20 protein-coding genes, 1 tRNA gene and 1 pseudogene are annotated in these 22,433 nt (G+C 61.9%); 20 read left to right on the top strand and 2 right to left on the bottom strand.

Translation table 11 applies throughout. The features are described from left to right. Window positions 1-117: 117 nt before the first annotated feature. The 11 genes from ACIP8I_RS08505 (at window position 118) to pgaD (ending at window position 14,328) form a co-directional block, all read left to right on the top strand. Window positions 118-546, top strand: coding sequence for a MarR family winged helix-turn-helix transcriptional regulator (locus ACIP8I_RS08505; RefSeq protein ID WP_007961473.1), 429 nt, complete (start codon window positions 118-120; stop codon window positions 544-546). Beyond that, window positions 543-2,606, top strand: coding sequence for an FUSC family protein (locus ACIP8I_RS08500; RefSeq protein WP_400760191.1), 2,064 nt, complete (start codon window positions 543-545; stop codon window positions 2,604-2,606). Before ACIP8I_RS08505 ends, ACIP8I_RS08500 begins: the two co-directional genes overlap by 4 nt. After that, the gene (locus tag ACIP8I_RS08495; RefSeq protein WP_007957657.1) at window positions 2,603-2,812 is read left to right on the top strand and encodes a DUF1656 domain-containing protein; all 210 of its coding nucleotides are present in this window, start codon (window positions 2,603-2,605) and stop codon (window positions 2,810-2,812) included. Before ACIP8I_RS08500 ends, ACIP8I_RS08495 begins: the two co-directional genes overlap by 4 nt. Beyond that, a complete protein-coding gene (locus ACIP8I_RS08490) occupies window positions 2,809-3,711 on the top strand; it encodes an HlyD family secretion protein (RefSeq protein WP_108591736.1) in 903 nt (300 codons plus the stop codon). Before ACIP8I_RS08495 ends, ACIP8I_RS08490 begins: the two co-directional genes overlap by 4 nt. Continuing rightward, window positions 3,708-5,150, top strand: a complete 1,443-nt coding sequence (locus ACIP8I_RS08485; RefSeq protein ID WP_400760188.1) for an efflux transporter outer membrane subunit — start codon at window positions 3,708-3,710, stop codon at window positions 5,148-5,150. The genes ACIP8I_RS08490 and ACIP8I_RS08485 overlap by 4 nt, the downstream gene beginning before the upstream one ends. Window positions 5,151-5,243: 93 nt before the next feature. Then, entirely contained in the window at window positions 5,244-5,879 is a 636-nt protein-coding gene (locus tag ACIP8I_RS08480) for a hypothetical protein (protein WP_025113416.1), read from the top strand. Window positions 5,880-6,194: 315 nt separating this feature from the next. Further along, on the top strand, window positions 6,195-7,700 hold the full coding sequence (locus ACIP8I_RS08475) for a YdgA family protein (protein ID WP_400760186.1): 1,506 nt from the start codon (window positions 6,195-6,197) through the stop codon (window positions 7,698-7,700). A 247-nt stretch (window positions 7,701-7,947) separates the two neighbouring features. Then, on the top strand, window positions 7,948-10,431 hold the full coding sequence (gene pgaA, locus ACIP8I_RS08470) for a poly-beta-1,6 N-acetyl-D-glucosamine export porin PgaA (protein WP_400760184.1): 2,484 nt from the start codon (window positions 7,948-7,950) through the stop codon (window positions 10,429-10,431). Between the two features lie 12 nt (window positions 10,432-10,443). After that, entirely contained in the window at window positions 10,444-12,441 is a 1,998-nt protein-coding gene (gene pgaB, locus ACIP8I_RS08465) for a poly-beta-1,6-N-acetyl-D-glucosamine N-deacetylase PgaB (protein ID WP_400760182.1), read from the top strand. 1 nt (window position 12,442) lies between these two features. Beyond that, the gene (gene pgaC / locus ACIP8I_RS08460; protein ID WP_007961454.1) at window positions 12,443-13,798 is read left to right on the top strand and encodes a poly-beta-1,6-N-acetyl-D-glucosamine synthase; all 1,356 of its coding nucleotides are present in this window, start codon (window positions 12,443-12,445) and stop codon (window positions 13,796-13,798) included. Beyond that, complete coding sequence (gene pgaD, locus ACIP8I_RS08455) at window positions 13,795-14,328, top strand: poly-beta-1,6-N-acetyl-D-glucosamine biosynthesis protein PgaD (protein ID WP_400760179.1); 534 nt, start codon at window positions 13,795-13,797, stop codon at window positions 14,326-14,328. The genes pgaC and pgaD overlap by 4 nt, the downstream gene beginning before the upstream one ends. 102 nt (window positions 14,329-14,430) lie before the next feature. On the opposite strand, the gene ACIP8I_RS08450 is transcribed toward pgaD, so the two are convergent. Beyond that, window positions 14,431-15,954 carry an FAD-dependent oxidoreductase gene (locus ACIP8I_RS08450; protein ID WP_400760177.1) on the bottom strand — a complete coding sequence of 508 codons (1,524 nt, stop codon included), beginning with the start codon at window positions 15,952-15,954 and terminating at the stop codon, window positions 14,431-14,433. A gap of 139 nt (window positions 15,955-16,093) precedes the next feature. Here ACIP8I_RS08450 and ACIP8I_RS08445 point away from each other — a divergent pair, with 139 nt between their 5' ends. The 5 genes from ACIP8I_RS08445 to ACIP8I_RS08425 all read left to right on the top strand — a co-directional run bounded on the left by ACIP8I_RS08445 (window position 16,094) and on the right by ACIP8I_RS08425 (window position 19,922). Beyond that, entirely contained in the window at window positions 16,094-16,654 is a 561-nt protein-coding gene (locus tag ACIP8I_RS08445; RefSeq protein ID WP_103367783.1) for a YbhB/YbcL family Raf kinase inhibitor-like protein, read from the top strand. Window positions 16,655-16,742: 88 nt separating this feature from the next. Continuing rightward, window positions 16,743-18,428: a von Willebrand factor type A domain-containing protein gene (locus tag ACIP8I_RS08440; protein ID WP_400760175.1), complete on the top strand. Its 1,686-nt coding sequence runs from the start codon at window positions 16,743-16,745 to the stop codon at window positions 18,426-18,428. A 29-nt stretch (window positions 18,429-18,457) separates the two neighbouring features. Next, window positions 18,458-19,039, top strand: a complete 582-nt coding sequence (locus ACIP8I_RS08435; protein ID WP_400760243.1) for an RNA polymerase sigma factor — start codon at window positions 18,458-18,460, stop codon at window positions 19,037-19,039. Then, complete coding sequence (locus ACIP8I_RS08430) at window positions 19,036-19,635, top strand: hypothetical protein (RefSeq protein ID WP_400760172.1); 600 nt, start codon at window positions 19,036-19,038, stop codon at window positions 19,633-19,635. Before ACIP8I_RS08435 ends, ACIP8I_RS08430 begins: the two co-directional genes overlap by 4 nt. A 56-nt stretch (window positions 19,636-19,691) precedes the next feature. Beyond that, the gene (locus ACIP8I_RS08425) at window positions 19,692-19,922 is read left to right on the top strand and encodes a hypothetical protein (protein ID WP_177416184.1); all 231 of its coding nucleotides are present in this window, start codon (window positions 19,692-19,694) and stop codon (window positions 19,920-19,922) included. 76 nt (window positions 19,923-19,998) lie between these two features. Here the strand turns inward: ACIP8I_RS08425 and ACIP8I_RS08420 are convergent. Further along, window positions 19,999-20,075, bottom strand: a tRNA-Arg gene (locus ACIP8I_RS08420). 198 nt (window positions 20,076-20,273) lie between these two features. Between ACIP8I_RS08420 and ACIP8I_RS08415 the strand changes: the two genes are divergently transcribed. The 4 genes and pseudogenes from ACIP8I_RS08415 to ACIP8I_RS08400 form a co-directional block, all read left to right on the top strand. Then, window positions 20,274-20,501: a RebB family R body protein gene (locus ACIP8I_RS08415; protein ID WP_400760168.1), complete on the top strand. Its 228-nt coding sequence runs from the start codon at window positions 20,274-20,276 to the stop codon at window positions 20,499-20,501. Next, window positions 20,498-21,040, top strand: coding sequence for a hypothetical protein (locus tag ACIP8I_RS08410; RefSeq protein ID WP_367082401.1), 543 nt, complete (start codon window positions 20,498-20,500; stop codon window positions 21,038-21,040). The genes ACIP8I_RS08415 and ACIP8I_RS08410 overlap by 4 nt, the downstream gene beginning before the upstream one ends. Before the next feature lie 43 nt (window positions 21,041-21,083). Beyond that, window positions 21,084-21,368, top strand: coding sequence for a RebB family R body protein (locus ACIP8I_RS08405; protein ID WP_367082402.1), 285 nt, complete (start codon window positions 21,084-21,086; stop codon window positions 21,366-21,368). 317 nt (window positions 21,369-21,685) lie between these two features. Then, window positions 21,686-22,433: pseudogene (locus ACIP8I_RS08400) on the top strand (aldehyde dehydrogenase family protein); the annotation flags it as partial.

The raw sequence follows: 22,433 nt of genomic DNA, 5'->3' as shown, positions 1-22,433 counted from the left end.
CCTCTGACAACCTATTTGTTTCAAAACTTGACTGAAATTCCCCGTCAATGCGATATTGATAGTTAGCAAACTAACAGTGTGCATTTTCCCGTGCCCGATTCCCTCGACGCTCTCCAGATGAACATCAGCAGTGCCATGGTGGTGGCCGCCAGGCATTGGCGGAAGATCTGCCAGACCACGCTGGTCAACTATGGAATATCCGAAGCCTGCGCCGTGCCGTTGTTGATGATCGGGCGGTTGGGCGAGGGTGTGCGTCAGGTGCAAGTGGCGCAGGCGGCCGGGATGGAGAGTCCGTCGCTGGTGCGCCTGCTCGATCAGTTGTGCCACGCCGGCTACGTGTGCCGCACCGAAGATGCGCAGGATCGTCGGGCCAAGTGCCTGAGCCTGACCGACACCGGCCGTGAACTGGTGCAAGCGGTGGAGATCGAACTGGTGCGTCTGCGTCATGAAGTGCTCGAAGGCATCGACCAGAGTGATCTGGAAGCTACGCTTCGGGTACTGCGAGCTTTTGAGGCGGCCAATCCGCCTGTGGTGATCAATTCTTGAACGGTTTTTTCTCCGGCATTCCTCCGGCCCGGGACTGGTTCTACGGGGTCCGTACCTTTGCAGCGTCGATGATCGCGCTGTACATCGCCTTGCTCATGCAAATGCCGCGTCCGTATTGGGCGATGGCCACGGTGTATATCGTCTCCAGTCCGTTTCTCGGCCCGACCAGTTCCAAGGCTTTGTACCGCGCCATCGGCACCTTCCTCGGCGCGGCGGCGGCGGTGCTGTTCGTGCCGATGTTCGTGCAGAGTCCGTATGTGTTGGTGGTGGTGATTGCCTTGTGGACGGGGATTCTGCTGTTCCTGTCGCTGCACCTGCGCACCGCCAATAATTACGCGCTGATGCTGGCCGGCTACACATTGCCGCTGATTGCCTTGCCGACCGTGGATAATCCGCTGGCGGTGTGGGACGTGGCGGAGGCGCGTACCGAAGAGATTTTTCTCGGTATCGCCGTGGCGGCGGTGATCGGTGCGATGTTCTGGCCACGGCGTCTGGCGCCGGTGTTCAACGACGCGGTGGGCAAGTGGTTCGCTGACGCCACCACCTACAGCCTGAAGTTTCTCAGTCGCGACGTGCAGCCTGAACAGATCACCGCGCTGCGCATGGCCATGGTCGCCAATTTCAACAGCCTTGAATTGATGATCGGCCAGTTGCCCCACGAAGGCGCCCGGCCGCAAACCGTGCGCAACACCAAGGAGCTGCGCGGGCGGATGATCCACCTGTTGCCGGTGATCGACGCTCTGGAAGACTCGCTCTACGCCCTTGAGCGACGCACGCCGGAACTGGTGGAAAAGTTTACCCCGCTGCTGACCGCAACCCAGCAATGGCTCGGCCATAACGACGCCGATCTGGCGCGTTGGCAGGCGCTCAAGGATCAGCTCCAGACCCTGCAGCCAAGCTGCGAGGCGCTGGAAGATCGCAAGCAATTGCTGTTCTCCAACGCAATTTATCGCCTCGGTGAATTCATCGATTTGTGGCAGGACTGCCGCAGCCTGCAGGACGCGATTCTCTGCGAGCGTCAGGACAGCTGGCGCGCGGTGTACCGGCACTGGCGCCTCGGGCGGCTGACGCCATTCCTTGATCGCGGGATGATGCTGTATTCGGTGGCCTCGACCATTCTGGCGATCATCGTCGCTTCGGTGCTGTGGATTCTGCTCGGCTGGCCGGACGGCGGCAGCGCGGTGATTCTGGCGGCGGTAGCGTGCAGTTTCTTCGCCTCGATGGACGACCCGGCGCCGCAGATCTACCGGTTCTTTTTCTGGACCGGAATGTCGGTGCTGTTCGCCAGTCTCTACCTGTTTCTGATTCTGCCGAACCTGCACGATTTTCCGATGCTGGTGCTGGCCTTTGCGATTCCGTTCATCTGCGTCGGCACCCTGACGGTACAGCCGCGGTTCTACCTCGGCATGCTCCTGACGCTGGTCAACACCTCGTCGTTCATCAGCATTCAGGGCGCCTACGACGCGGACTTCTTCGCCTTTGTGAACTCCAACCTGGCCGGCCCGATGGGTTTGCTGTTCGCGTTCATCTGGACTTTGATCGCCCGTCCGTTCGGCGTCGAGCTGGCCGCCAAGCGCCTGACCCGTTTCAGCTGGAAAGACATCGTGCACATGACCGAGCCGGCCAACCTCGCCGAGCACCGGCAACTGGGCGTGCAATTGCTTGACCGTCTGATGCAGCACCTGCCGCGTCTGGCCATGACCGGCCAGGACACCGGCATTGCCATGCGTGAAGTGCGCGTCGGTCTCAACCTGCTCGATCTGCTGGCCTACACCCCGCGGGTGGAAGGCGCGCCGAATGCCCTGCTGCAACAAGTGGTGGTTGAGGTTGGCGAGTATTTCCGCGCCTGCCTCAAGGCCGGCGAACGCTTGCCGGCACCGAGCCCGCTACTGATGACCATGGACCGTGCGCGCCGCGCCCTCAAAGGCCACGGCGACGAAGAAACCCGGCTAAACCTGTTGCATGCCCTGAGCGGTTTGCGTCTGGCGCTGTTGCCCGGCGTGGAATTTGTCAGCACGGGCGATGCCGAAGAACCGCTGCCCGATGGAGCGCCCCTATGATCGGTGATCTGGATATCAGCGGCATTTTCCTGCCGACCCTGCTGGTGTTGATGGGCATCACCTATGTGTTGTTTGTGCTGGTGCATGGCGTGCTCACGCGCCTGCACTTTTACCGTCTGGTCTGGCACCGGGCATTGTTCAACGTGGCTCTCTACGCCGTGATGCTGTACGGCGTGGACTCACTCAGTCGATACCTGATGACATGAAAAAACCGTTTCTGACCATCGGTCGCGTGGTGCTGACCCTGCTGATCGTGACTTTTGCCGTCGTCCTCGTCTGGCGCATGGTGATGTATTACATGTTTGCACCGTGGACCCGCGACGGCCACATCCGCGCCGACATCATCCAGATCGCTCCGGATGTGTCCGGGCTGATCCAGCAGGTCGAGGTCAAGGACAACCAGTTGATCAAACGCGGTCAGGTGCTGTTCAGCATCGATCAGGATCGCTTCAAACTGGCCCTGCGTCAGGCTAAAGCGGCGGTCGCCGATCGCGAGGAAACCCTGGCTCAAGCCCAGCGCGAAGCCAAGCGTAACCGTGGCCTGGGCAATCTGGTGCCGGCCGAACAACTGGAAGAAAGCCAGTCGAAAGTCGCCCGGGCGCAATCGGCCCTGGCCGAAGCGCTGGTGACGGTGGACAGCGCGCAGCTCAATCTTGATCGCTCGGTGATCCGAAGCCCGGTGGACGGTTACGTCAACGACCGTGCGCCGCGAGTGCAGGAATTCGTTACCGCCGGGCGTCCGGTGTTGTCGGTGGTGGACAGCAACTCGTTCCACATCGACGGCTATTTCGAAGAAACCAAACTCGACGGCATCCATGTCGGCCAGTCGGTGGATATCCGCGTAATCGGTGATAAAGCCAGGCTGCGCGGGCATGTCGAAAGCATCGTCGCCGGTATCGAAGACCGCGACCGCACCAGCGGCAACAACCTGCTGCCGAACGTCAACCCGGCGTTCAGTTGGGTGCGCCTGGCGCAGCGGATTCCGGTGCGCATCGCTTTTGACGAGGTGCCGGAAGACTTCCGCATGATCGCCGGGCGGACCGCGACCGTGTCGATCATCGACGATCAGCCCCGCGACGACCGCAAACAGGAGCCCGCGCAATGAACAGGCTCCTGATGATCGCCGGGTTGGGCGTGATGCTCTCGGCGTGTCAGATGGTCGGGCCGGACTATCACCTGCCCGCTGACGCGGCGGTGCAGCGCAAGGATTTTCAGGGCGAGTTGGCGGTGGAAGGCAAACCGGTGGTGTCGGCGCCGGTGCCGGCGGACTGGTGGCGTTTGTATCAAGACCCGCGTCTGGACCAACTGGTGCAGCAGGCCATGGCTTCCAATACGGATTTGCGCGTGGCGGCGGCGAACCTGTCGCGGGCCCGTGCGCAGGTTGATGAAGCCGAAGCGGCCGGTGGCTGGAGCGGCGGCGTGAAGATGGGCGCCCAGCGTTTGCAGGAGTCCGGTCAGGCGTTCCTGTTGCCGGAAAAAGTGCCGGTGGCCAACGTCGCTGACATCGGTATCAGCGCGTCTTATCAGTTCGATCTGTGGGGCACGTTGCAACGCGGGATCGAAGCGGCGAAGGCCAACGCCGATGCCACACAAGCGGCGGCCGACACCGCGCGCATCACCCTGGTGGCGGACGTGGTGCGCGCCTACACCCAGGTGTGTGCTGCCAACGAAGAACGGGAAATCGCCCAGCACTCTCTCGACCTGCAATCGCAAGGCACCACGCTGATCCAGCGCCTGCGCGATGCCGGGCGTGGCGATGAAACCCAAGTCACCCGTTCGCAAACCCAATTCAAGTCGTTGCGCGCCGACATGCCGCGCTACGAAGCGGCGCGCCAGGCCGGGTTGTTCCGCTTGTCGATGCTGCTGGCGAAACCGGTCGATCAACTGCCGGCCGGCACTGCCACCTGCGCCGAACTGCCGAAAATCGCCCAACTGGTGCCAGTGGGCGACGGTGCGGCGCTGCTCAAGCGCCGTCCCGATGTGCGGCAGGCCGAGCGTCGTCTTGCCGCCGCGACCGCCGGGATCGGCATTGCCACGGGCGAGCTGTACCCGGACATCAGCATTGGTGCGACCATCGGCACCGTCGGCATCGTTTCCGACCTTGGCGATCCGTCGACCAACCGCTGGGGCTTCGGCCCGTCGTTGAGCTGGAAGGTGCCGACCAACGGCGCCCGTGCGCGGATCCGCGAAGCCGAAGCCAACACCCAAGGCGCACTGGCGCATTTCGACGGCGTGGTGCTCAACGCCATCCGCGAAACCCAGACCGGCCTGGCCCAGTACAGCGCGCTGCTGCAACGCCGCGACGCCCTGGCCGATGCCGAGCAGTCGGCGAAACTGGCGGCGGACCAGACCCACCGCTTCTTCCAGGCCGGGCGCGAGTCGTTCCTGGCCGACCTGCAGGCGACCCGCACCTACACCGACGTCACCGCGCAACTGGCCGCCGCCAACACCCAGGTCGCCATGAGCCAGATCGATTTGTTCCTTGCCCTGGGCGGCGGTTGGGAAAGCGGACGAACGCACGCTCCAACCGCCAGCAAACCCTGAGGCCGTTGCTATGCTTTGAAGTGTTGGAAGGGCGCCCCGAGCAAGGCGCCCTTTCAACGCACATTGCTAGCGCTGGTCTAGGGGAAACCAATAATGAAAAACCCTTACGCTCTCGGCTTCTGGTGCGCCCTGGTAGCGCTGGTGCTGCTATCGGCCACCTATTTCTACGGCATCATGCTGGCCCATCAGATCGACAAGGCCATGGTCTTCCTCGACAGCGCCACGGCGTTGATCGCGGTGATGGCAATTGTCGTGGTGGCCTGGGCGTCGATCCAGGTGCAGCGAGTCAAGAAGAGACAACTTGAACAAGGCAAGACCCTGGTGCTGATCTGGGACACCAAAGTCGCTCTGCGTCGGGTCGAAACCGTGTTCGATCGCTACTTCTGGGGCAGCTACTGGCAACCGGGACGGACCTTCGCCGAAGTCATGGGCGAACTGACCGGCACGCCGCTGGAAAAAAGCCTCGAAGCCTTGAAAAAACAGTGTCTGGAACTCGACAAGCAGATTGCCGATGAAGGCTGGCACTGGCTCAACAATGCCCGCGAACTGTCGGATGTCGCCACGGCCATGGCCCGCGAACGCTATCAGCTGGATTTCTGCGACCCCCGGGCGGATGGGCCGGGCGGGGCGGTGATCGACCGCGACTTTGAAGTGCTGGTGTATACCTGGACGGCGCGGTTGAAGAGCTTCGATCATCAACTCGATGAGATCGAGGTTCAGTATTCCTGATCTTCTGGGAGTCCTCTGGCCCCATCGCTGGCAAGCCAGCTCCCACAGTTTTTGTGGTGTTCTCGGATTTTGTGAACACAACCAATCCTGTGGGAGCTGGCTTGCCAGCGATAGCGTCTTCAAAAACACTGCAACTCTCCCGGCCTGTCAGCTGTCCACACTCCCCATAGACACTCTTTAACCTTTAAACATTGGGCCGCCTCGTGCTGCCAGTGCTAATCTCCACCGCTAATTTCAGCGGAGTCGAGCCGCGACCCGGTCACGGGTTCAGGGAAGACGACCACCTTTCAGCCACGGACATTGATCGGGTCATTCATGAATAAATCAGCAGGCGTGCTTCTCGGGATTGTTGTTGCCATCGGTGCGATCAGCGCCGGCGGGGCCTGGTACACCGGGACCAAGATCGAAGGCGTGCTGAACAACGCCGTCAGCAACGCCAACAAAGAGCTGCAGACCGCGATGGCCGGCTCCAATGGCACCGCGTCGCTGGAGCTGGTGTCGCTGGAGCGTCACACCTTCACCAGCACCGCGCACTACCGTCTCAAGGGTGAGGGCGAGATGTTCGGCGACCAGCCGGTCGAGCTGCTGTTCGTCGACCACATCGAGCACGGCCCGCTGCCGTTCTCGCGTCTGGTGTCGCTGAAGTGGCTGCCGGTCATGGCCACCAGCAATTACGAGCTGGAAAAGAGCCCGGCCACCGAAAAGTGGTTTGCCGCCACCAAGGGCGCCGCGCCGCTCAAGGGCGTGACCAACATCGGCTACGACGAATCCACCACCAGCAGCATCGAGCTGCTGCCGCTGGAAACCGCGCTGGACGAGCAGTCGAGCCTGAAATTCTCCGGCCTGACCATGAACATCTCCGCCAGTGCCCAGGCGCAGAAGGTCAAGGCTGACGGCTACATGGACAGCCTGAAACTGGTCACCGTGTCGCAGGATCAGGCGCCGGTGCAGGTCGAACTCAACGGTCTGACCCTGGCCAGCAACCTCGCCAAGAGCAGCTTCGGCTACTACACCGGGGAAAACACCCTGGAGCTGACCAACAGCAAAACCACCTTCGGTCCCAAGCAGTCGGTGCTCGGCGTGAAGAACTTCGAAATGAAGAACCTCACCGAAGAGAGCGGCAGCAATGCCTCGGGCCGCGCTGACTACAAGGTCGGCGAGGTCACCCTCAACGACAAGAAAATCGGTTCCGCCAGCATGGCGATGAGCCTGAAGAACCTCGACATCCCGTCGACAATGTCGCTGATGCAGATCTACCAGACCAAATTGCAGCCGTACGAGAAAGAAGCTGCCGCCGCTGCCGAAGCCGGCCTGCCGGCACCGGAGCTGAACCTGACCGAAGCCGAGTCGGCACAGGTCAAGGCTGACCTGCAGAAACTGCTGGCCGCCAGTCCACAGATCGCCTTGGAAAACCTGTCGCTGAAAACCGCCAACGGTGAAAGCCGCGCCAGCCTGGTGATTGATCTGACCAAGCCACAGTCGATGGATCTGCCGCCGGATCAACTGGGTAAACAGTTGGTCGCGCTGCTGGACCTGAACATTCAAGTGTCCAAGCCGATGCTGATCGATCTGCTCAGCGTGCAGGCGCAGCTTGACGGCCAGACCGACGCCAAAGCCATCGTCGACCAGGCCAGCGCCGGTGCCGACATGTTCTCTGGCATGGCAGTCGGTTCGCAGTTGGCGACGGTCGATGGCACCAATGTCGTGACCAAGCTGCATTACGCCGCCAATCAGGTGGAGTTCAACGGCCAGAAGATGACCGTCGAGCAGTTCGTCGGCTTCCTGATGAGCAAGTTCGCTGGCGTCACGCAAGTGCAGTAATCCTGCGCTCTTAATAGCAACGCCCGGCCTCTGATCCCCAGACGCCGGGCGTTTTGCTGTCTGGTGTGCGGGTTTTCGTCTGAGCCGGCGCCGCGATTCTGAACAATTATTGCGTTCTGGATATTCGACTACGCTTGCATGCAAGACTGCCTGACTAAGCTTGGCTGAGTCTCTTTTGACTCGGTCTCCGTTACGAATGGGCAAGGGGGGCATTGCGACCCGGCTGGCCATGTAAGGATGCTGACGAATGCCGCGTATTGATGGTCCTGTTTTACATCGTGGTTTACGCCCGTTGTTTCGCGTTGCGCTGTGCAGCCAGTTGCTCTGGCCGGCGCTGGCGTTTGCCGATACACCCTATGATCAGATGGTGCGTGACGCCCGGGCCGGGCATACCACGCCGGCGCTGAACGTGCTGCGCCAGGTGCCGCCCGGGCAGTCCACCACCGGGCAGATCAGCGATCACCTGCAAATCGCCAGTTGGGCGGGCCTCGACGCGGAGGTGGTGCAGGTCTATGAAACCCAGGGCCGTGACCGGGTGCTGCCGGTGCAGGCACTGACAGCCACCGCACGCGCCTATCGCAACCTCAAGCGTTGGGATCTGGCGATCCAGGTCTACAACAAGGCCCTGGCGCTGGAGCCGGACAACGCCGACCTGCAACTGGGCTTGGCCCTGACCCAGGCGGACTCGGGCAAACCCGACGAAGCCGTGACCCGCGCCAAGGCGCTGGTCGCCGCCAAACCGGATGACCCTTCGCGCCGCCTCGCACTGGGCTACGCCCTGACCCGTGCCGGCAAGCAGTACGATGCGCTGTTCGAATACGATCAGGCGTTCATCCGTGCTGGCAGCAAGCCGGATGTCGCCCGTGAATACGTGGTCGCCTTGCAAAAGGCGCGGCTGCCGGAACCGGCACTGCGTCTGGCCAATCAACGTCCCGGGCTGATCGACCCGGTCACCCTGCGCCGCCTCGAAGGCGATCTGGCTGCCGAGCGTGTGCGTCTCGCCGAATTTGCCACCCGCAGTGAAAAAGAACGCTACGTGATCGCCGACCGCGCGTTGGCCGATTACGACAAACTGCTCGCCACCTGGACCCCCGACGCCAGCGCCCACGATGACGTGGTGCGCTGGCGCATCGACCGCATGGGCGCGCTCAAGGCCCGGGCGCGTACTGCCGAGGTCATCAGCGAATATCAAAAGCTGCAGGCTGAAGGGGTGAAGATTCCGACCTACGCCCTGCGCTGGGTGGCGGCGTCCTACCTGGATCAGCGCCAGCCGGAAATCTCCACCGATCTGTATCGCCAGGTGCTGTCGGCACCGGATGCCGATGCCGGTGATCGCCTCGAAGACACCACCGCGTTGTATTACTCGCTGCTGGAAAGCGACCGCGCCGATGAAGCGCGCAAAGTCGCCGAGGATCTGGCCAAGAGCCAGAAGCCGCGGATCGAACTCAAGGGCCTGCCCATCGGCAACCCCAACGACGAATGGATGGACGCCCAGCAGCTCGCGGCGCAGGCCGGCACCTACGGCTCCGACTTGCCGCATGGCGAGGAGCGCCTGCAGGCCCTGGTCGATCAGGCGCCGGGCAACGTCGGCCTGCGTCTGGCCCAGGCTGATCTGTACCTGGCCCGCCAATGGCCACGCCGCGCCGAAAACCAGCTCAAGGAAACCGAGAGCATGGTGCCCCGCGACATGGGTCTGGAACTGGCTCAGGCGCGCACCGCGATGACCCTGCAGGAGTGGCGACAGATGGATGCGCTGACCGATGACGTGGTCGAGCGTTTCCCGGATAACCGTCAGGTTCAGCGCGCGGCCCGTGAGCGCGAAGTACATGACATGTCCGAGCTGCGCGTCGAAGCCTACGGCGGCAAGGCCAACGGAGGCGGCGGCAGCGGTGGTGCGGGCGCGGTCAGTGGCAGCCGCGATTTCGGCATCCAGAGCACCTTGTACAGCCCGCCGATCGATGAGGACTGGCGGGTGTTCGTCGGCGCCGGTTATGCCACCGGCGATTTCGCCGAAGGCACCGGCACCGACCGCTTCCAGCGCGTCGGCCTGGAACGGCGTACTCGCGACATGAGCCTGGAAGCCGAAGTTTCCAATCACGATTACGGTTACGGCGCCAAACAGGGCGCACGCATCGCGATCGCCCGGGACATCAACGACAACTGGCAGTACGGCGGCAGCTTCGCCTATCTGTCGGCCGAGACGCCATTGCGCGCCCTCAACAGCGACATCAAGGCCAACGGTGGCAACGCGTTCATCCGCTGGCGCGCCAACGAAAGTCGCGAGTGGAAACTGTCGGTCAGCCCGTCGCACTTCAGCGACGGCAACAACCGTGTCGAAGCCTTGCTCACCGGACGCGAGGGCGTCTACAGCGCGCCGAACGTGCAGGTGGATGCCGGTCTGGAAGTCGGCACCAGCCACAACTCCAACTCCGAGGATGTGCCGTACTTCAACCCGAAGTCGGACTTCAGCGTGATGCCGACGGTCAACGTCAACCATGTGCTCTACCACCGCTACGAAACCTCCTGGAGCCAGCAATTCCAGGCAGGGGCGGGGACGTACAGTCAGCGTGACCACGGCACCGGCGGCATGGCGATGCTCGGCTACGGCCAGCGTTATGCCTGGAACGACGTGTTCGAGGTGGGCGGTTTGTTCAGTGTGATCAACCGGCCCTACGACGGTGATCGGGAGACCGATCTGCGTCTGCTCGTCGACCTCACTTTCCGCTTCTAGAAGAGTTTGAAGATGCCTTTGATGACGCGTTTCATCCTTCTGCTGGGAGTGCTGCTGATCAGCGCCTGCGCCCAGCAAGCCCCGGCCTTCGCGCCGCCGTCGCAACGTCCGCTGGCGGCCAGTGAAAAACCGTGGCCGAAAAACCACGTGCTGGGCATCGCCTATCACGATATCGAAGACCGCGACCCCGATCAGGCCGTGGTAGCGGTGCGCACCGAGCGCATGATCGAACAGCTGGCCTGGCTACGCGAGAACGGCTACCAGCCGGTCACCGTCGATCAGATCATGGCCGCGCGCAAGGGCGGCCCGGAATTGCCGGCCAAAGCGATCCTGCTCAGCTTCGACGACGGTTACTCAAGCTTCTATACTCGCGTGCTGCCGGTGCTGCGCGCCTACAACTGGCACGCGTTGCTGGCACCGGTCGGCGTGTGGATCGATACGCCGCTCAATCAACCGGTGGATTTTGCCGGTGCACCCCGCGCACGCTCGGACTTCCTCACCTGGGACCAGGTGCGGGAAATCTCGCAATCGGGGCTGGTGGAAATCGCCGCCCACACCGACGCCAGCCACAAAGGCATCCTCGCCAACCCGCAGGGCAACATGCAGCCGGCGGCGGCCACGCGGCGTTACGACCCGGTGACCAAACGCTACGAATCCGAGGCCGATTTCCAGGCGCGGATCCGCAACGACGTCGCCACCATTTCAGAGAAGATCCGCAAGGTCACTGGCAAGAAGCCGCGAGTCTGGGTGTGGCCCTACGGCACGGCGGACGGTACTTCGCTGACCGTGGTCGGCGAGCAGGGCTACGAGATGGCCCTGACCCTGGATGACGGTCTGGACGCCCTCGACAATCTGATGAGCAGCCCGCGCTTTCTGGTCGCCTCCGATCCTGATGGCGAGCATTTCGCCAACAGCGTCGTCGCCGTGCAATCGGACTTCGCCATGCGCGTGGTGCATGTCGATCTGGATAACGTTTACGACCCGGATCCGGCGCAACAGGAAATCAACCTAGGCAAGCTGATCCAGCGCATGGCCGACATGGGCGCCAATACCGTGTTCCTGCAGGCCTTCGCCGATCCGAAGGGCGACGGGCTGGTGCACTCGCTGTACTTCCCTAATCGTCATCTGCCGGTGCGCGCCGATATCTTCGACCGCGTTGCCTGGCAGTTGCGTACTCGGGCACACGTGAAGGTGTTCGCGTGGATGCCGGTGCTGAGTTTTGGCCTCGATGCGAAGCTGCCGCGGGTGACTCGCTGGGATCCGAAGACTGGCACCACTGCGGTCGATCCGGATCAGTATCAGCGCTTGTCGCCGTTCGATCCGCAAGTACGGCGGATCATCGGTGAAATCTACGAAGACGTGGCGCGCCTGACCTCGGTCGACGGCATTCTCTATCACGACGACGCGGTGCTGTCGGACTTCGAAGACGCCAGCCCCGAGGCCCTGAAGGCGTATGCCGCGCACGGATTGCCGGGGTCCATTGCTGCGCTTCGCGATGATCCGTCAGCCATGCAGCGCTGGACGCGGTTCAAGAGTAAATACCTGATCGACTTCACCAATGAGCTAACCGCCAAGGTGCGTGCGATCCGTGGCCCGCAAGTGCTGACCGCACGCAACATCTTCGCCGAGCCGGTACTCAATCCTGAGAGCGAAACCTGGTTTGCGCAGAACCTCGACGACTTCCTCGTGACCTACGACTGGACCGCGCCGATGGCCATGCCGCTGATGGAAAAACAGACCCACGCGCAATCCGGCCCGTGGCTCGAAGAACTGGTGGCGAAGATCAAGCAGCGCCCCGGCGCGCTGGATCGCACGGTGTTCGAGCTGCAGGCCCGCGACTGGACGAAAAAGGATCAGGCCGACATCGACGGCGCCCAACTGGCCGACTGGATGGGCCGGCTCAAGCGTCAGGGTGCGACCAGTTTCGGTTACTACCCGGACAACTTCCTCGACAACCTGCCGGACCTGAAAACCGTAAGGCCTGCGCTCTCCAACAAATGGAACCCATGACATGCTGGATAGACTGTTAGCCCTGCTTGTTCTGGCGCTCGTCCTCGGCGTGCCGCTGGGATTGATCTTCCTGGTCACCGGGCAGTTCCTGATGGACTTCGTGTTCTTCTACCCGTTGTTCATGTCCGGCCTGTGGATTGCCGGCGGCCTGTATTTCTGGCTGCACTGGGAACGCCACTGGCCATGGAAGGACGACACCCTGCCACCGCCACTGGAAGGCGAGCCGCTGATCTCGATCCTGATCCCTTGCTACAACGAAGGCGAAAACGCTGCCGACACGATTCACGCGGCGCTGGCTCAGCACTACCCGAACATCGAAGTCATCGCGATCAACGACGGCTCCAAGGACAACACCGCCGAAGTGCTCGACCGACTCGCTCAGGAAGACCCACGCCTGCGGGTGCTGCATCTGGCAGAAAACCAGGGCAAAGCTGTGGCCCTGCGTATGGGCGCCATTGCTGCGCGTAGCGAATATCTGGTGTGCATTGACGGCGACGCGTTGCTGGCGCCGAACACAGCGGCCTATCTGGTGGCACCGATGCTCGACAACGCGCGGCTTGGCGCAGTGACCGGCAACCCGCGCATCCGCACACGTTCGACCTTGGTCGGGCGGGTGCAGGTCGGCGAGTTCTCCTCGATCATCGGTCTGATCAAGCGCACGCAACGGGTGTTCGGACGGATCTTCACCGTGTCCGGGGTGATCGTCGCGTTTCGTCGTACCGCGTTGAACCGGGTCGGCTACTGGAGCCCGGACATGATCACCGAAGACATCGACATCAGCTGGAAGCTGCAACTCGATCACTGGAGCATTTTCTACGAGCCGCGCGCGCTGTGCTGGATCCTGATGCCGGAAACCCTGCGCGGCCTGTGGAAGCAGCGCCTGCGCTGGGCCCAGGGCGGTGCCGAGGTGCTGTTCAAGAACATTCGCGGCATCTGGCAGTACCGCCATCGTTACCTGTGGCCGCTGCTGTTCGAATATTGCCTGTCGACCGGGTGGGCCTTCACGTTTCTGTTGTCGGTGATTTTCTGGGGCGTCGGCAAGTTCGTGGTCATGCCGGAATCGATTGCCGTGCATCACCTGATGCCCCCGGCGTTCACCGGGCTGTTACTGGCGTTCGTCTGCCTGGTGCAATTCGCGGTCAGCATCATTATCGACCGGCGCTACGAACCGGGATTGGGCCGAACCATGTTCTGGGTGGTCTGGTACCCGATCGCGTTCTGGCTGGTCAGCCTGCTCACCACGTTGGTCAGTTTCCCCAAAGTGCTGTTTGGTCAGCATCAGAAGCGTGCGCGCTGGGTCAGCCCTGATCGGGGTATCAAACCGGTTGGCGACGACGAAGAGGAGGTTATCAAATGAAAATCATCCGGACCCGCCAGCGGCCCTTCCTGGTGGTGATCGATGTGATCCTCACCGTATTGGCCTGGGTCGGCCTGCTGTTTCTGCTGATTCGCGGACTGTGGCCGTTGATCGAGACCCACGCCGGTGGGCCACGCATCGACAACTCGGCGTTCGAGGCCCTAGGTACGTTGCAGATCTACCTGTGGGTGGCGCTGGTCAACGCAGTGATTCTGATTGGTTGGGCGCGTTATCAGCAGCGCAAAAGCAGAAGTTTCGCCCAGCGCCGATTGCCGGCACCGGTGGTCGATGATGAAGGGTTGACCAAGAGCTTTCGCCTGTGCGACGAGCGCTTGCAGAAGCTGCGCACTCCCGGGGTGATGACCATCCACAACGATCAGGACGGTGACATCAGCCATGTGGTGCTGAACTTTCGTCCGCTGGAGCCTGCCGAGCTGCCGCCACCGCTGGCGCCGCTGGAACATCCCCGGGTGATCTTCCTGCACGCCGAGGACGACGATAATCGCGACCCGATAAATCGCCCCACCTGAACGACGCTCCCCTGTAGGAGCTGCCGAAGGCTGCGATCTTTTGATTCTGATTTGAAAGATCAAAAGATCGCAGCCTTCGGCAGCTCCTACATTATTCAGCATTCAGCCGCGGATCAGCTTCCACGCGTCTTCCATCGTCAGCGGCTGTTTCATTCGTTCGGCGAGCATCGCCATGGCCCGTTCTTCCTCGCATGCCACAGCGGCAACCACCACGCCGTTTTGTCCGAACAGGCCGATGAAGGGCGGATGCCCGGGTTCGCCCTTGAACTCGATTTCATCCCACTGACTCGCGTGACCCAGATAGTCATAGTTCCTGCCGAAGTGCCAGGTCCAGAAAAACGGCACATCCAGATAATGCTCGTCAGCGCCGAGCATGTTGGCTGCAGCGATTCGGGCATGCTGCTGGGCCAGGCGCCAGTGTTCGATGCGCTGTGGCTGGCCGTTCAGGGGGAAGGTGGCGATATCGCCGATTGCCCAAAGTCCGTCGCAAACACGCAGGCCGGCATCGACTCGCAGTGACTGGTCTTTCTCCCTAGGCAGCGACGCAAAAGCCTCGGTGGCCGGGTGCACCCCAACCCCCGCCAAGACCAGATCCGCCGACAGGCGCAAACCGTTGTCCAGCAACACCGCCTCGACCTTGCCGTCGCCAGTGATTTCCCGGGCTTCGTGATCGGTGATGAATTTCACCCCGTGTTGTTCATGCAGCGCACGGATCGCCTTGCCCACCGCTTCGCCGAATTGCGCGGCAAACGGGATGGCGTGGCGGGCGATGACCGTGACGTCGAGGCCGTACTGACGCAGGGCCGAGGCGCATTCGAGGGCGATGAAGCTGTCGCCGATGATCACGGCGCGCTGGTCAGGTTTGGCCTCGCGCATGATCTGTTCGGCCTGGGCTTTCGAGCGCAGGACAAACACCTGCGGCAGGTCGGCGCCGGGCAGTTGCAGCGGGTTGGGCTCGCCGCCGGTGGCGAGCACTGCGGCGTCGTAGGACAGGGATTGGCCGTCGCTCAGATGCAGGGTTTTCGCTGAAGCGTCGAGGGCAGTGATTGCGCCTTGCCGGCGTTCGATGCGTTGCTCTTGATAAAAATCTTCGTCACGCAGAGGCGGAGTTTCCTGCGCCGACATCTCGCCCGCGAGGACAAATTTGCTCAGCACCGTGCGGTCGTAACCGGCGTCCGGCTCACGATCGATCATGATGATCCGGCCGCCAAAACCTTTCTCCCGCAATGCGGCCGTGCACGCCGTGCCGGCTGCACCTGCGCCGACAATCACGAAAGTGCGCGGGTCATCCTCTGGCGGTGTGTGCGCATCGATCAACGGCTGATCATCGACCCAGACATCCTCGCCCCGTACCTCCAGTGGATAACGCTTGAGGCTGTCGAGGGCCGGCGGCTCGCACAACGCGCCGTCTTCGGCGCGAAACGCGGCCTTGTGCCAAGGGCAAATCAGACGTCCGTGACACAACGCACCGTCAGCCAAGGGCGCGCCGGCATGTGGGCATTCGCCCTGAAATGCCCGGAGCTGGCCGTTTGCGCGTAGCAGGACAATCTTGCAGTCGCCGATTTCGACTTGCAGTCCACGGTCTTCGGGGACATCCGCGACAAGGGCGACACGGTGCAGGCTCATGTTCGTGCTCCTGACAGGCATTTCTCTTACGAGTTTGCGTCGCAGTGCGAGGTTCAGCCAATTGCCACTGCCAAGGTACGAACGGTACAGCTATAGTTTGCAGGCCGACGAAGGCCCAACTGCACAAGGTACTCCCGGAATGACCCGATTGACCTCTCTCAACCCTTGGCTGGCGGCCGTCGCCGTCGCCCTTTGCGTGCAGTTTCCGGCGCAGGCGGCCGAGCGCTTTACTCTCGACATCCCCGGTGTCTCGGACAATCGCCTGTTCACCTCGGCCGCAGCCAGCGATGCGGCCGGTTGCGGTGGCAAGAACCAGTCGCCGGCACTGGCGTGGAATGCGGGGCCTGCCGGCACTCTGAGCTACGCGATCGTCATGCACGACCCGGACGGCCAGAAAGGTGCGGGCGTCGATCACTGGATTCACTACGGCATCAAGGCCACCACCCGGCAGATCCCGGCCGGGGTCGGCGCAAAATCCACTCTCGAAGGCGTGGGCGGTACCAACAGCAAAGGCACCACCCATTACATCGGGCCATGCCCGCCGGTTGGCGACAGCGCGCACCACTACATCATTCAGATCTACGCCCTGGATCTGGCCCCGGACGCCTTGCCCGCCGGCCTGACCCGCGCCGAGCTGATGGACAAGATCAAAGGCCACGTACTGCGTAACAGCAGCGTGGTGCGTCGTTATCACCGCTGAAAAAATTTCAGCGGCGCTTAACCCGATCTGAAGGGGCTGTCCGTCTCAGTGGATGAATGGATCATTTTTCATCCCGAGGTCAGCCCCCATGTCCCGCTCCCTGCCTTTTCTGCGACCCGTTGCCGTCGGTGTGTTGTTGACCGTCGCCGGTTGCGGCGTGTCTTCCCATCCCGAATCGGCTGCCGTCCCGGCGCCGGCCCAGCCGCAGACGTCGATTCAGCATGAAGCGCTCGCCGCCGACAGTGTGATGGTCAAGCGCAGCGCACGTGCGATGCCGATTGCCAGTTTCGCGGCGATGCCGGCTTCGGAAAGTTATCCACAAGGCTATCGCGACGAGCAGCGCGAGCAATATCAGGCGCTGGCCGACAACCCGATCCACAGCGTGGCCGAGGCCCCGGTCTCTACTTTCAGCGTTGATGTTGACACGGGTGCCTACGCCAACGTCCGGCGCTTGCTCAATCAGGGACGTTTGCCGCCGGAGGGCGCGGTGCGACTGGAAGAGATGGTCAATTATTTTCCCTATGACTACGCGCTGCCGACCGATGGTTCGCCCTTTGGCGTGACCACCGAACTGGCCGCCACCCCGTGGAATCCGCACACCCGCCTGCTGCGTATCGGCATCAAGGCCTCCGACCGGGCCGTGGCGGAGCTGGCCCCGGCGAATCTGGTGTTTCTGGTGGATGTGTCCGGCTCGATGGATCGCCGCGAAGGGCTGCCGCTGGTCAAAAGCACACTGAAACTGTTGGTCGATCAGTTGCGCGAGCAGGACCGGGTGTCGCTGGTGGTGTACGCCGGCGAGTCCCGCGTTGTGTTGGAGCCGACTTCCGGACGCGAGAAAGCGAAAATTCGCACAGCCATCGAGCAATTGACCGCAGGTGGTTCAACCGCTGGCGCGTCAGGCATCGAACTGGCCTATCAAATAGCGCAGCAGGCGTTCGTCCCCAAAGGCATCAACCGCATCCTGTTGGCCACCGATGGTGACTTCAACGTCGGCATCAGCGACTTCGACAGCCTCAAGCAATTGGCTGTGGATAAACGCAAAACCGGGATTTCCCTGACCACCCTGGGTTTCGGTGTGGATAACTACAATGAACACTTGATGGAACAACTGGCCGACGCCGGCGACGGCAACTACGCCTACATCGACAACCTGCGCGAGGCGCGCAAAGTGCTGGTGGATCAACTCGGTTCGACCCTGGCGGTGGTGGCGAAAAACGTCAAATTGCAGGTGGAGTTCAACCCGGCGCAGGTCAGTGAATATCGCCTGCTCGGCTACGAAAACCGCGCTTTGAAGCGTGAGGATTTCAGCAACGACAAGGTCGATGCCGGTGAAGTCGGCGCAGGACACACGGTGACCGCGTTGTATGAAATTGTCCCGGCAGGCGAGCAGGGCTGGCTGGAACCGTTGCGATACGGTAAATCGCAGGCGCCTGTGGCGACGAACAACGGGGAATTGGCGATGCTGCGTGTGCGTTATCAACAGCCTGAAGGTGGGAAAAGTCTGCTGATCGAGCGGCCGATTACCAATCAGGTCGCGCCGGCCAGTGAGGACCTGCGCTTCGCGGCAGCGGTGGCGGCGTTTTCCCAGCAGCTCAAGGACGCTCGCTACACCGGCGATTTCAGCCTGAAAGACACCGAGGCACTGGCCCGTGGCGCTCGCGGCGACGACCGCTTCGGCTTGCGCAACGAGTTCGTGCAACTGGTGGAACTGGCGCAAAGCCTGCGCACCTCAACCGCATCGAATGCGATGCCCACTGAGCGACGGATCGAATAGTGAGCCGATTCAAAGGCTTCATCAGTCAGCTGTTCGCTGCGCCAGACAGCCCGGCCGCCAGCAGCGATGAAACGTTGCTGGCGCGTTATCGCCAGGGCGACGGTGCGGCGTTCGAGATTCTGTACGCGCGCCATCGCCAGGGTTTGTATCGGTTCCTGCTCGGGTTGAGTGGCAAGCCGGAATTGGCTGACGAGGTGTTTCAGGACACCTGGCTGAGCCTGATCCGCAGCTCCAGCCAGCCACAAGGACGGGCGACGTTTCGTACATGGCTGTTCCAGATTGCCCGTAATCGCCTGATCGATCACTGGCGCAAACACGGCGCACATCAGCCGCTGCACGACAGCTACGACGAACAGCTTCACGCAGTTGGCGACGAGACCCACGATCCCGAACAACTGCTGAACCTCAGTCGCGACAGCCAGCGCCTGGAAAGCGCCCTGCAAACGTTGCCTGCCGACCAGCGCGAAGTGTTTCTGCTGCGCGCCCACGGCGACCTCGACCTGGCGCAAATCGCCAGCCTCACCGAAACACCGCTGGAAACCGTCAAGAGCCGCTTGCGTTACGCCCAGCAAAAACTGCGTCGGCTGCTGGCCGAGGAGGTACTGACATGACTGACGCTCGCCAGACACCCGAAGATCCCGTGATCAAACATGTGCGTGAACAGCACAATGCTGAACCGCCGGCACACCTTGATGCGTTCGTCCTCAATGCTGCTCACCGCGAAACCCCGGTGCCCAAGCCAGGCCTGTGGCAGCGTTGGCTGCGAGCCTGTCAGAAACCGCGTTGGCAGGTCGCCTTCGCCAGCCTGGTCGGTGTGGCGCTGATGTTGTCGCTGGTGCAACGTGCGCCCGAGCCGCAACCGCAATTCGACTTCGCTCCGGCCGGCAAACCGGCCGCGCCACTGACGCGCAAGCAAGCTCTCGAAGCGCAATCATTGCCCGCTCCGCCCGCTGCCGCCATGTCCGCGCCGGCACCGATGATGGAAATGGCTGCGCCGATGCAAAGCGAAGCCATTCACTCCGACGAAGCCAGACTCGGCAAACGCGCCGCCGCCCCGGCCAACGGCCTCGACACGCAACTGCGCGAAGTTCTGCGCCTGCGCGAATCCGGCCAGTCGCAAGCCGCTGATGCGCTATACAACAACTTGCACAAACGCTACCCCGGCGTGGACCTCGACCTGCGCCTCGAAAAAATCCGCCAGAACTGACCGCTTGTTCACCCAGCCATTTGGCATTGCCCGGCAAAAACGCGCACTATCGGGCCATGGCTGAAGCGCTGGAGAACAAAGTGGCAGCAAAAATCGACCGCATCGCCCAACTCCTCAACTGCCCGCAGAAGGGCGAGGAGATGCGGCGCGCGATTACCGAGGCGCGCAAGGAGTTTCTGCTGAACCAGTCGGAAGAAGACGTCGTGGAAGAGGACGAGGTTTTTGAGGAGGCTGGGGAAGAAGAGGAAGACGACGATTACGACGAGTTTGACTGGACGACGGAGTGACCGTCGTCGCATGAAACACCGCGCCCACAAAAAAGCCCCGGACCATCACAGTCCGGGGCTTTCTCGTTTCAATTCATGGCGCACCAGGCGGGATTCGAACCCACGACCCCTGCCTTCGGAGGGCAGTACTCTATCCAGCTGAGCTACTGGTGCAGCGGGCGACATCATACCTAGGTCGGCTCGGGGCGTCCATGCCGGTTTTTGGCGCTTGTGTCAGCGTCCGTGTCCACGCAAAGCAGCATTCCTCAAGGCGGTAACGTCCTGAAAAACGATCTTTTGGCGCTTTGGCAGGGCTGATCTATCGTTTTCCTGCGGCGGGTACTTTGATCGCTATCCCTTCAGGAGAAATGCATGGCTACCGTCAATCCACAAATCACCGATTCAGTCACCCAATCGAATGTTCAGGTTGTTGGCTCTGCGCCCGCGACGGCGATCGCCACGCTCTCTCAGGTCACCAGCCACGCAGTCAGCCTGGCACTGCAGAACGCGGTCAGTCAGCAGCAGGCGCTGAACATTATCGGTAATGCGACTGTGGCGGCTGCGGTGCAGCAGATTCTGGCGGTTGGAGGGCGGTCATGATGGCGGAGGAACAGGCACAAACGGCGGGGCAGGAGCCGCCGACGGCAGATCCCGCGACTACCACTGCGTCGTTGCTGGAAGCGCTGAACGAGCATTTGCTCAAGCAGGCCGCCGATGGCATCGGCAGCGAGGCATTGAATGCGCAACTGGTCGAGTCGGTGAATTTCCTCAATAGCCAGTTGGCAGCTCAAGCCCCCGCGCTGGCAGCGCTGGGGTCGGAACTCCTGATCCGCCAGGCCAGCGGCCTGGTGGCGCAGTCAGCGGCGAGTTATTTCGATGGGGTGACCAAACTGGCGCTGGCCTCGCAGGGTGTGCTGCTGCGGCAGATGACCGAGAACATTGTCAACGACGATCTCGCTGCCGCGAACGAAAGCGCGTTGGGTGCCCTGCACACGCACTTGCTGGTCGGTGGCGCTGCTGCGGTGGCGGCGGCGAGCGGGGTATTGGATGCGGAAAACGTCGATCAGGCCCTTGAGCGAATCAACCAGAGTATCGCCCGGTTCAGTGGCAGTCTGGCTGAGCGCAAGCCGACGGTATGAACAACATTTGCAACACTCATCGTTCAGCGAAAGGAGTCAGGCAATGGCAACTGTAAATGACCAGATCACCGACGCAGTCACTCAAACCAGCGTAAAGGTTTTAGCTGAAGCGCCGGCCATGGCAATGGGCACCATTTATCAAACAATGGCGCACTCCACCGGCATCCTGTTCGAAAACGCCGTCAGCGCCCAGCAACAGCAAAATACGTTGTCTCAGGCGGCGACCAACCAAGGCGTGATGCAGATATACAGCGTCGATACCACGGCCAGTGCGGCAGCCAGCGAGAAGATTCTGCAGGACCCGGCCAGCAAAACGCCAAAAGGTTGAAATGACGCTCGCAAAAGCCTCCATTGTCGATATCGGTCATGGAAGGCTTTTGCGCGTTGATCTGAAAAATCCAGCAAACACGGGGTTTTTGTTCTTTTTTTCGAACGACCTATTGTCCTTTAACCCCTTTGCTCCTACGATCCGTTTGAGATTTCAAACGCTCTTTGATCGGGTGTTGAAGCGCAGGTGCTGAGAATAACGCACGATCACTGCGCCTCACCCGGTCGATGATTTCCCTGACGGCAGCCTTGCGAGGCGCCTTTCTACAATCATAATTTTGCTCCGCGCAGGCCGCGGTGCTGTTAAGGAAAGCCGACATGCAGCTTAAAGACACCCAGTTGTTCCGCCAGCAAGCCTTCATTGATGGCGCTTGGGTCGATGCGGACAACGGTCAGACGATCAAGGTCAACAACCCGGCTACCGGCGAAATTCTCGGCACCGTGCCGAAGATGGGCGCTGCCGAAACCCGCCGTGCCATTGAAGCCGCCGACAAGGCGTTGCCGGCCTGGCGTGCACTGACCGCCAAAGAGCGTGCCGGCAAGCTGCGTCGCTGGTTCGAACTGATGATCGAGAACCAGGACGACCTCGCGCGCCTGATGACCCTCGAGCAGGGCAAGCCGCTGGCCGAAGCCAAGGGCGAAATCGTTTACGCCGCTTCGTTCATCGAGTGGTTCGCCGAAGAAGCCAAACGCATCTACGGTGACGTGATTCCTGGCCACCAGCCGGACAAACGCCTGATCGTGATCAAGCAGCCGATCGGCGTTACTGCTGCCATCACTCCGTGGAACTTCCCGGCGGCGATGATCACCCGTAAAGCCGGCCCTGCGCTGGCCGCCGGTTGCACCATGGTGCTCAAGCCGGCTTCGCAAACCCCATTCTCCGCGTTCGCCCTGGCGGAACTGGCCCAGCGCGCCGGCATCCCTAAAGGTGTGTTCAGTGTGGTCTCCGGCAGCGCCGGCGACATCGGCAGCGAGCTGACCAGCAACCCGATCGTGCGCAAACTGTCCTTCACCGGTTCGACCGAAAACTGTCGTCAGCTGATGTCGGACTGCGCCAAGGACATCA

Origin of the sequence: Pseudomonas sp. NPDC088414, from assembly GCF_044753325.1 — a bacterium.
Classification (GTDB): domain Bacteria; phylum Pseudomonadota; class Gammaproteobacteria; order Pseudomonadales; family Pseudomonadaceae; genus Aquipseudomonas.
This window is presented reverse-complemented; position numbering and strand designations above follow the sequence as displayed.

Excerpts from the sequence above, each read along its gene's own strand:
- ACIP8I_RS08505 (WP_007961473.1), top strand. The coding sequence starts at position 118 with ATGAACATCAGCAGTGCCATGGTGGTGGCCGCCAGGCATTGGCGGAAG.
- ACIP8I_RS08495 (WP_007957657.1), top strand. The coding sequence starts at position 2,603 with ATGATCGGTGATCTGGATATCAGCGGCATTTTCCTGCCGACCCTGCTG.
- ACIP8I_RS08490 (WP_108591736.1), top strand. The coding sequence starts at position 2,809 with ATGAAAAAACCGTTTCTGACCATCGGTCGCGTGGTGCTGACCCTGCTG.
- ACIP8I_RS08485 (WP_400760188.1), top strand. The coding sequence starts at position 3,708 with ATGAACAGGCTCCTGATGATCGCCGGGTTGGGCGTGATGCTCTCGGCG.
- ACIP8I_RS08480 (WP_025113416.1), top strand. The coding sequence starts at position 5,244 with ATGAAAAACCCTTACGCTCTCGGCTTCTGGTGCGCCCTGGTAGCGCTG.
- ACIP8I_RS08475 (WP_400760186.1), top strand. The coding sequence starts at position 6,195 with ATGAATAAATCAGCAGGCGTGCTTCTCGGGATTGTTGTTGCCATCGGT.
- pgaA (WP_400760184.1), top strand. The coding sequence starts at position 7,948 with ATGCCGCGTATTGATGGTCCTGTTTTACATCGTGGTTTACGCCCGTTG.
- pgaB (WP_400760182.1), top strand. The coding sequence starts at position 10,444 with ATGCCTTTGATGACGCGTTTCATCCTTCTGCTGGGAGTGCTGCTGATC.
- pgaC (WP_007961454.1), top strand. The coding sequence starts at position 12,443 with ATGCTGGATAGACTGTTAGCCCTGCTTGTTCTGGCGCTCGTCCTCGGC.
- pgaD (WP_400760179.1), top strand. The coding sequence starts at position 13,795 with ATGAAAATCATCCGGACCCGCCAGCGGCCCTTCCTGGTGGTGATCGAT.
- ACIP8I_RS08450 (WP_400760177.1), bottom strand. The coding sequence starts at position 15,954 with ATGAGCCTGCACCGTGTCGCCCTTGTCGCGGATGTCCCCGAAGACCGT.
- ACIP8I_RS08445 (WP_103367783.1), top strand. The coding sequence starts at position 16,094 with ATGACCCGATTGACCTCTCTCAACCCTTGGCTGGCGGCCGTCGCCGTC.
- ACIP8I_RS08440 (WP_400760175.1), top strand. The coding sequence starts at position 16,743 with ATGTCCCGCTCCCTGCCTTTTCTGCGACCCGTTGCCGTCGGTGTGTTG.
- ACIP8I_RS08430 (WP_400760172.1), top strand. The coding sequence starts at position 19,036 with ATGACTGACGCTCGCCAGACACCCGAAGATCCCGTGATCAAACATGTG.
- ACIP8I_RS08425 (WP_177416184.1), top strand. The coding sequence starts at position 19,692 with ATGGCTGAAGCGCTGGAGAACAAAGTGGCAGCAAAAATCGACCGCATC.
- ACIP8I_RS08415 (WP_400760168.1), top strand. The coding sequence starts at position 20,274 with ATGGCTACCGTCAATCCACAAATCACCGATTCAGTCACCCAATCGAAT.
- ACIP8I_RS08410 (WP_367082401.1), top strand. The coding sequence starts at position 20,498 with ATGATGGCGGAGGAACAGGCACAAACGGCGGGGCAGGAGCCGCCGACG.
- ACIP8I_RS08405 (WP_367082402.1), top strand. The coding sequence starts at position 21,084 with ATGGCAACTGTAAATGACCAGATCACCGACGCAGTCACTCAAACCAGC.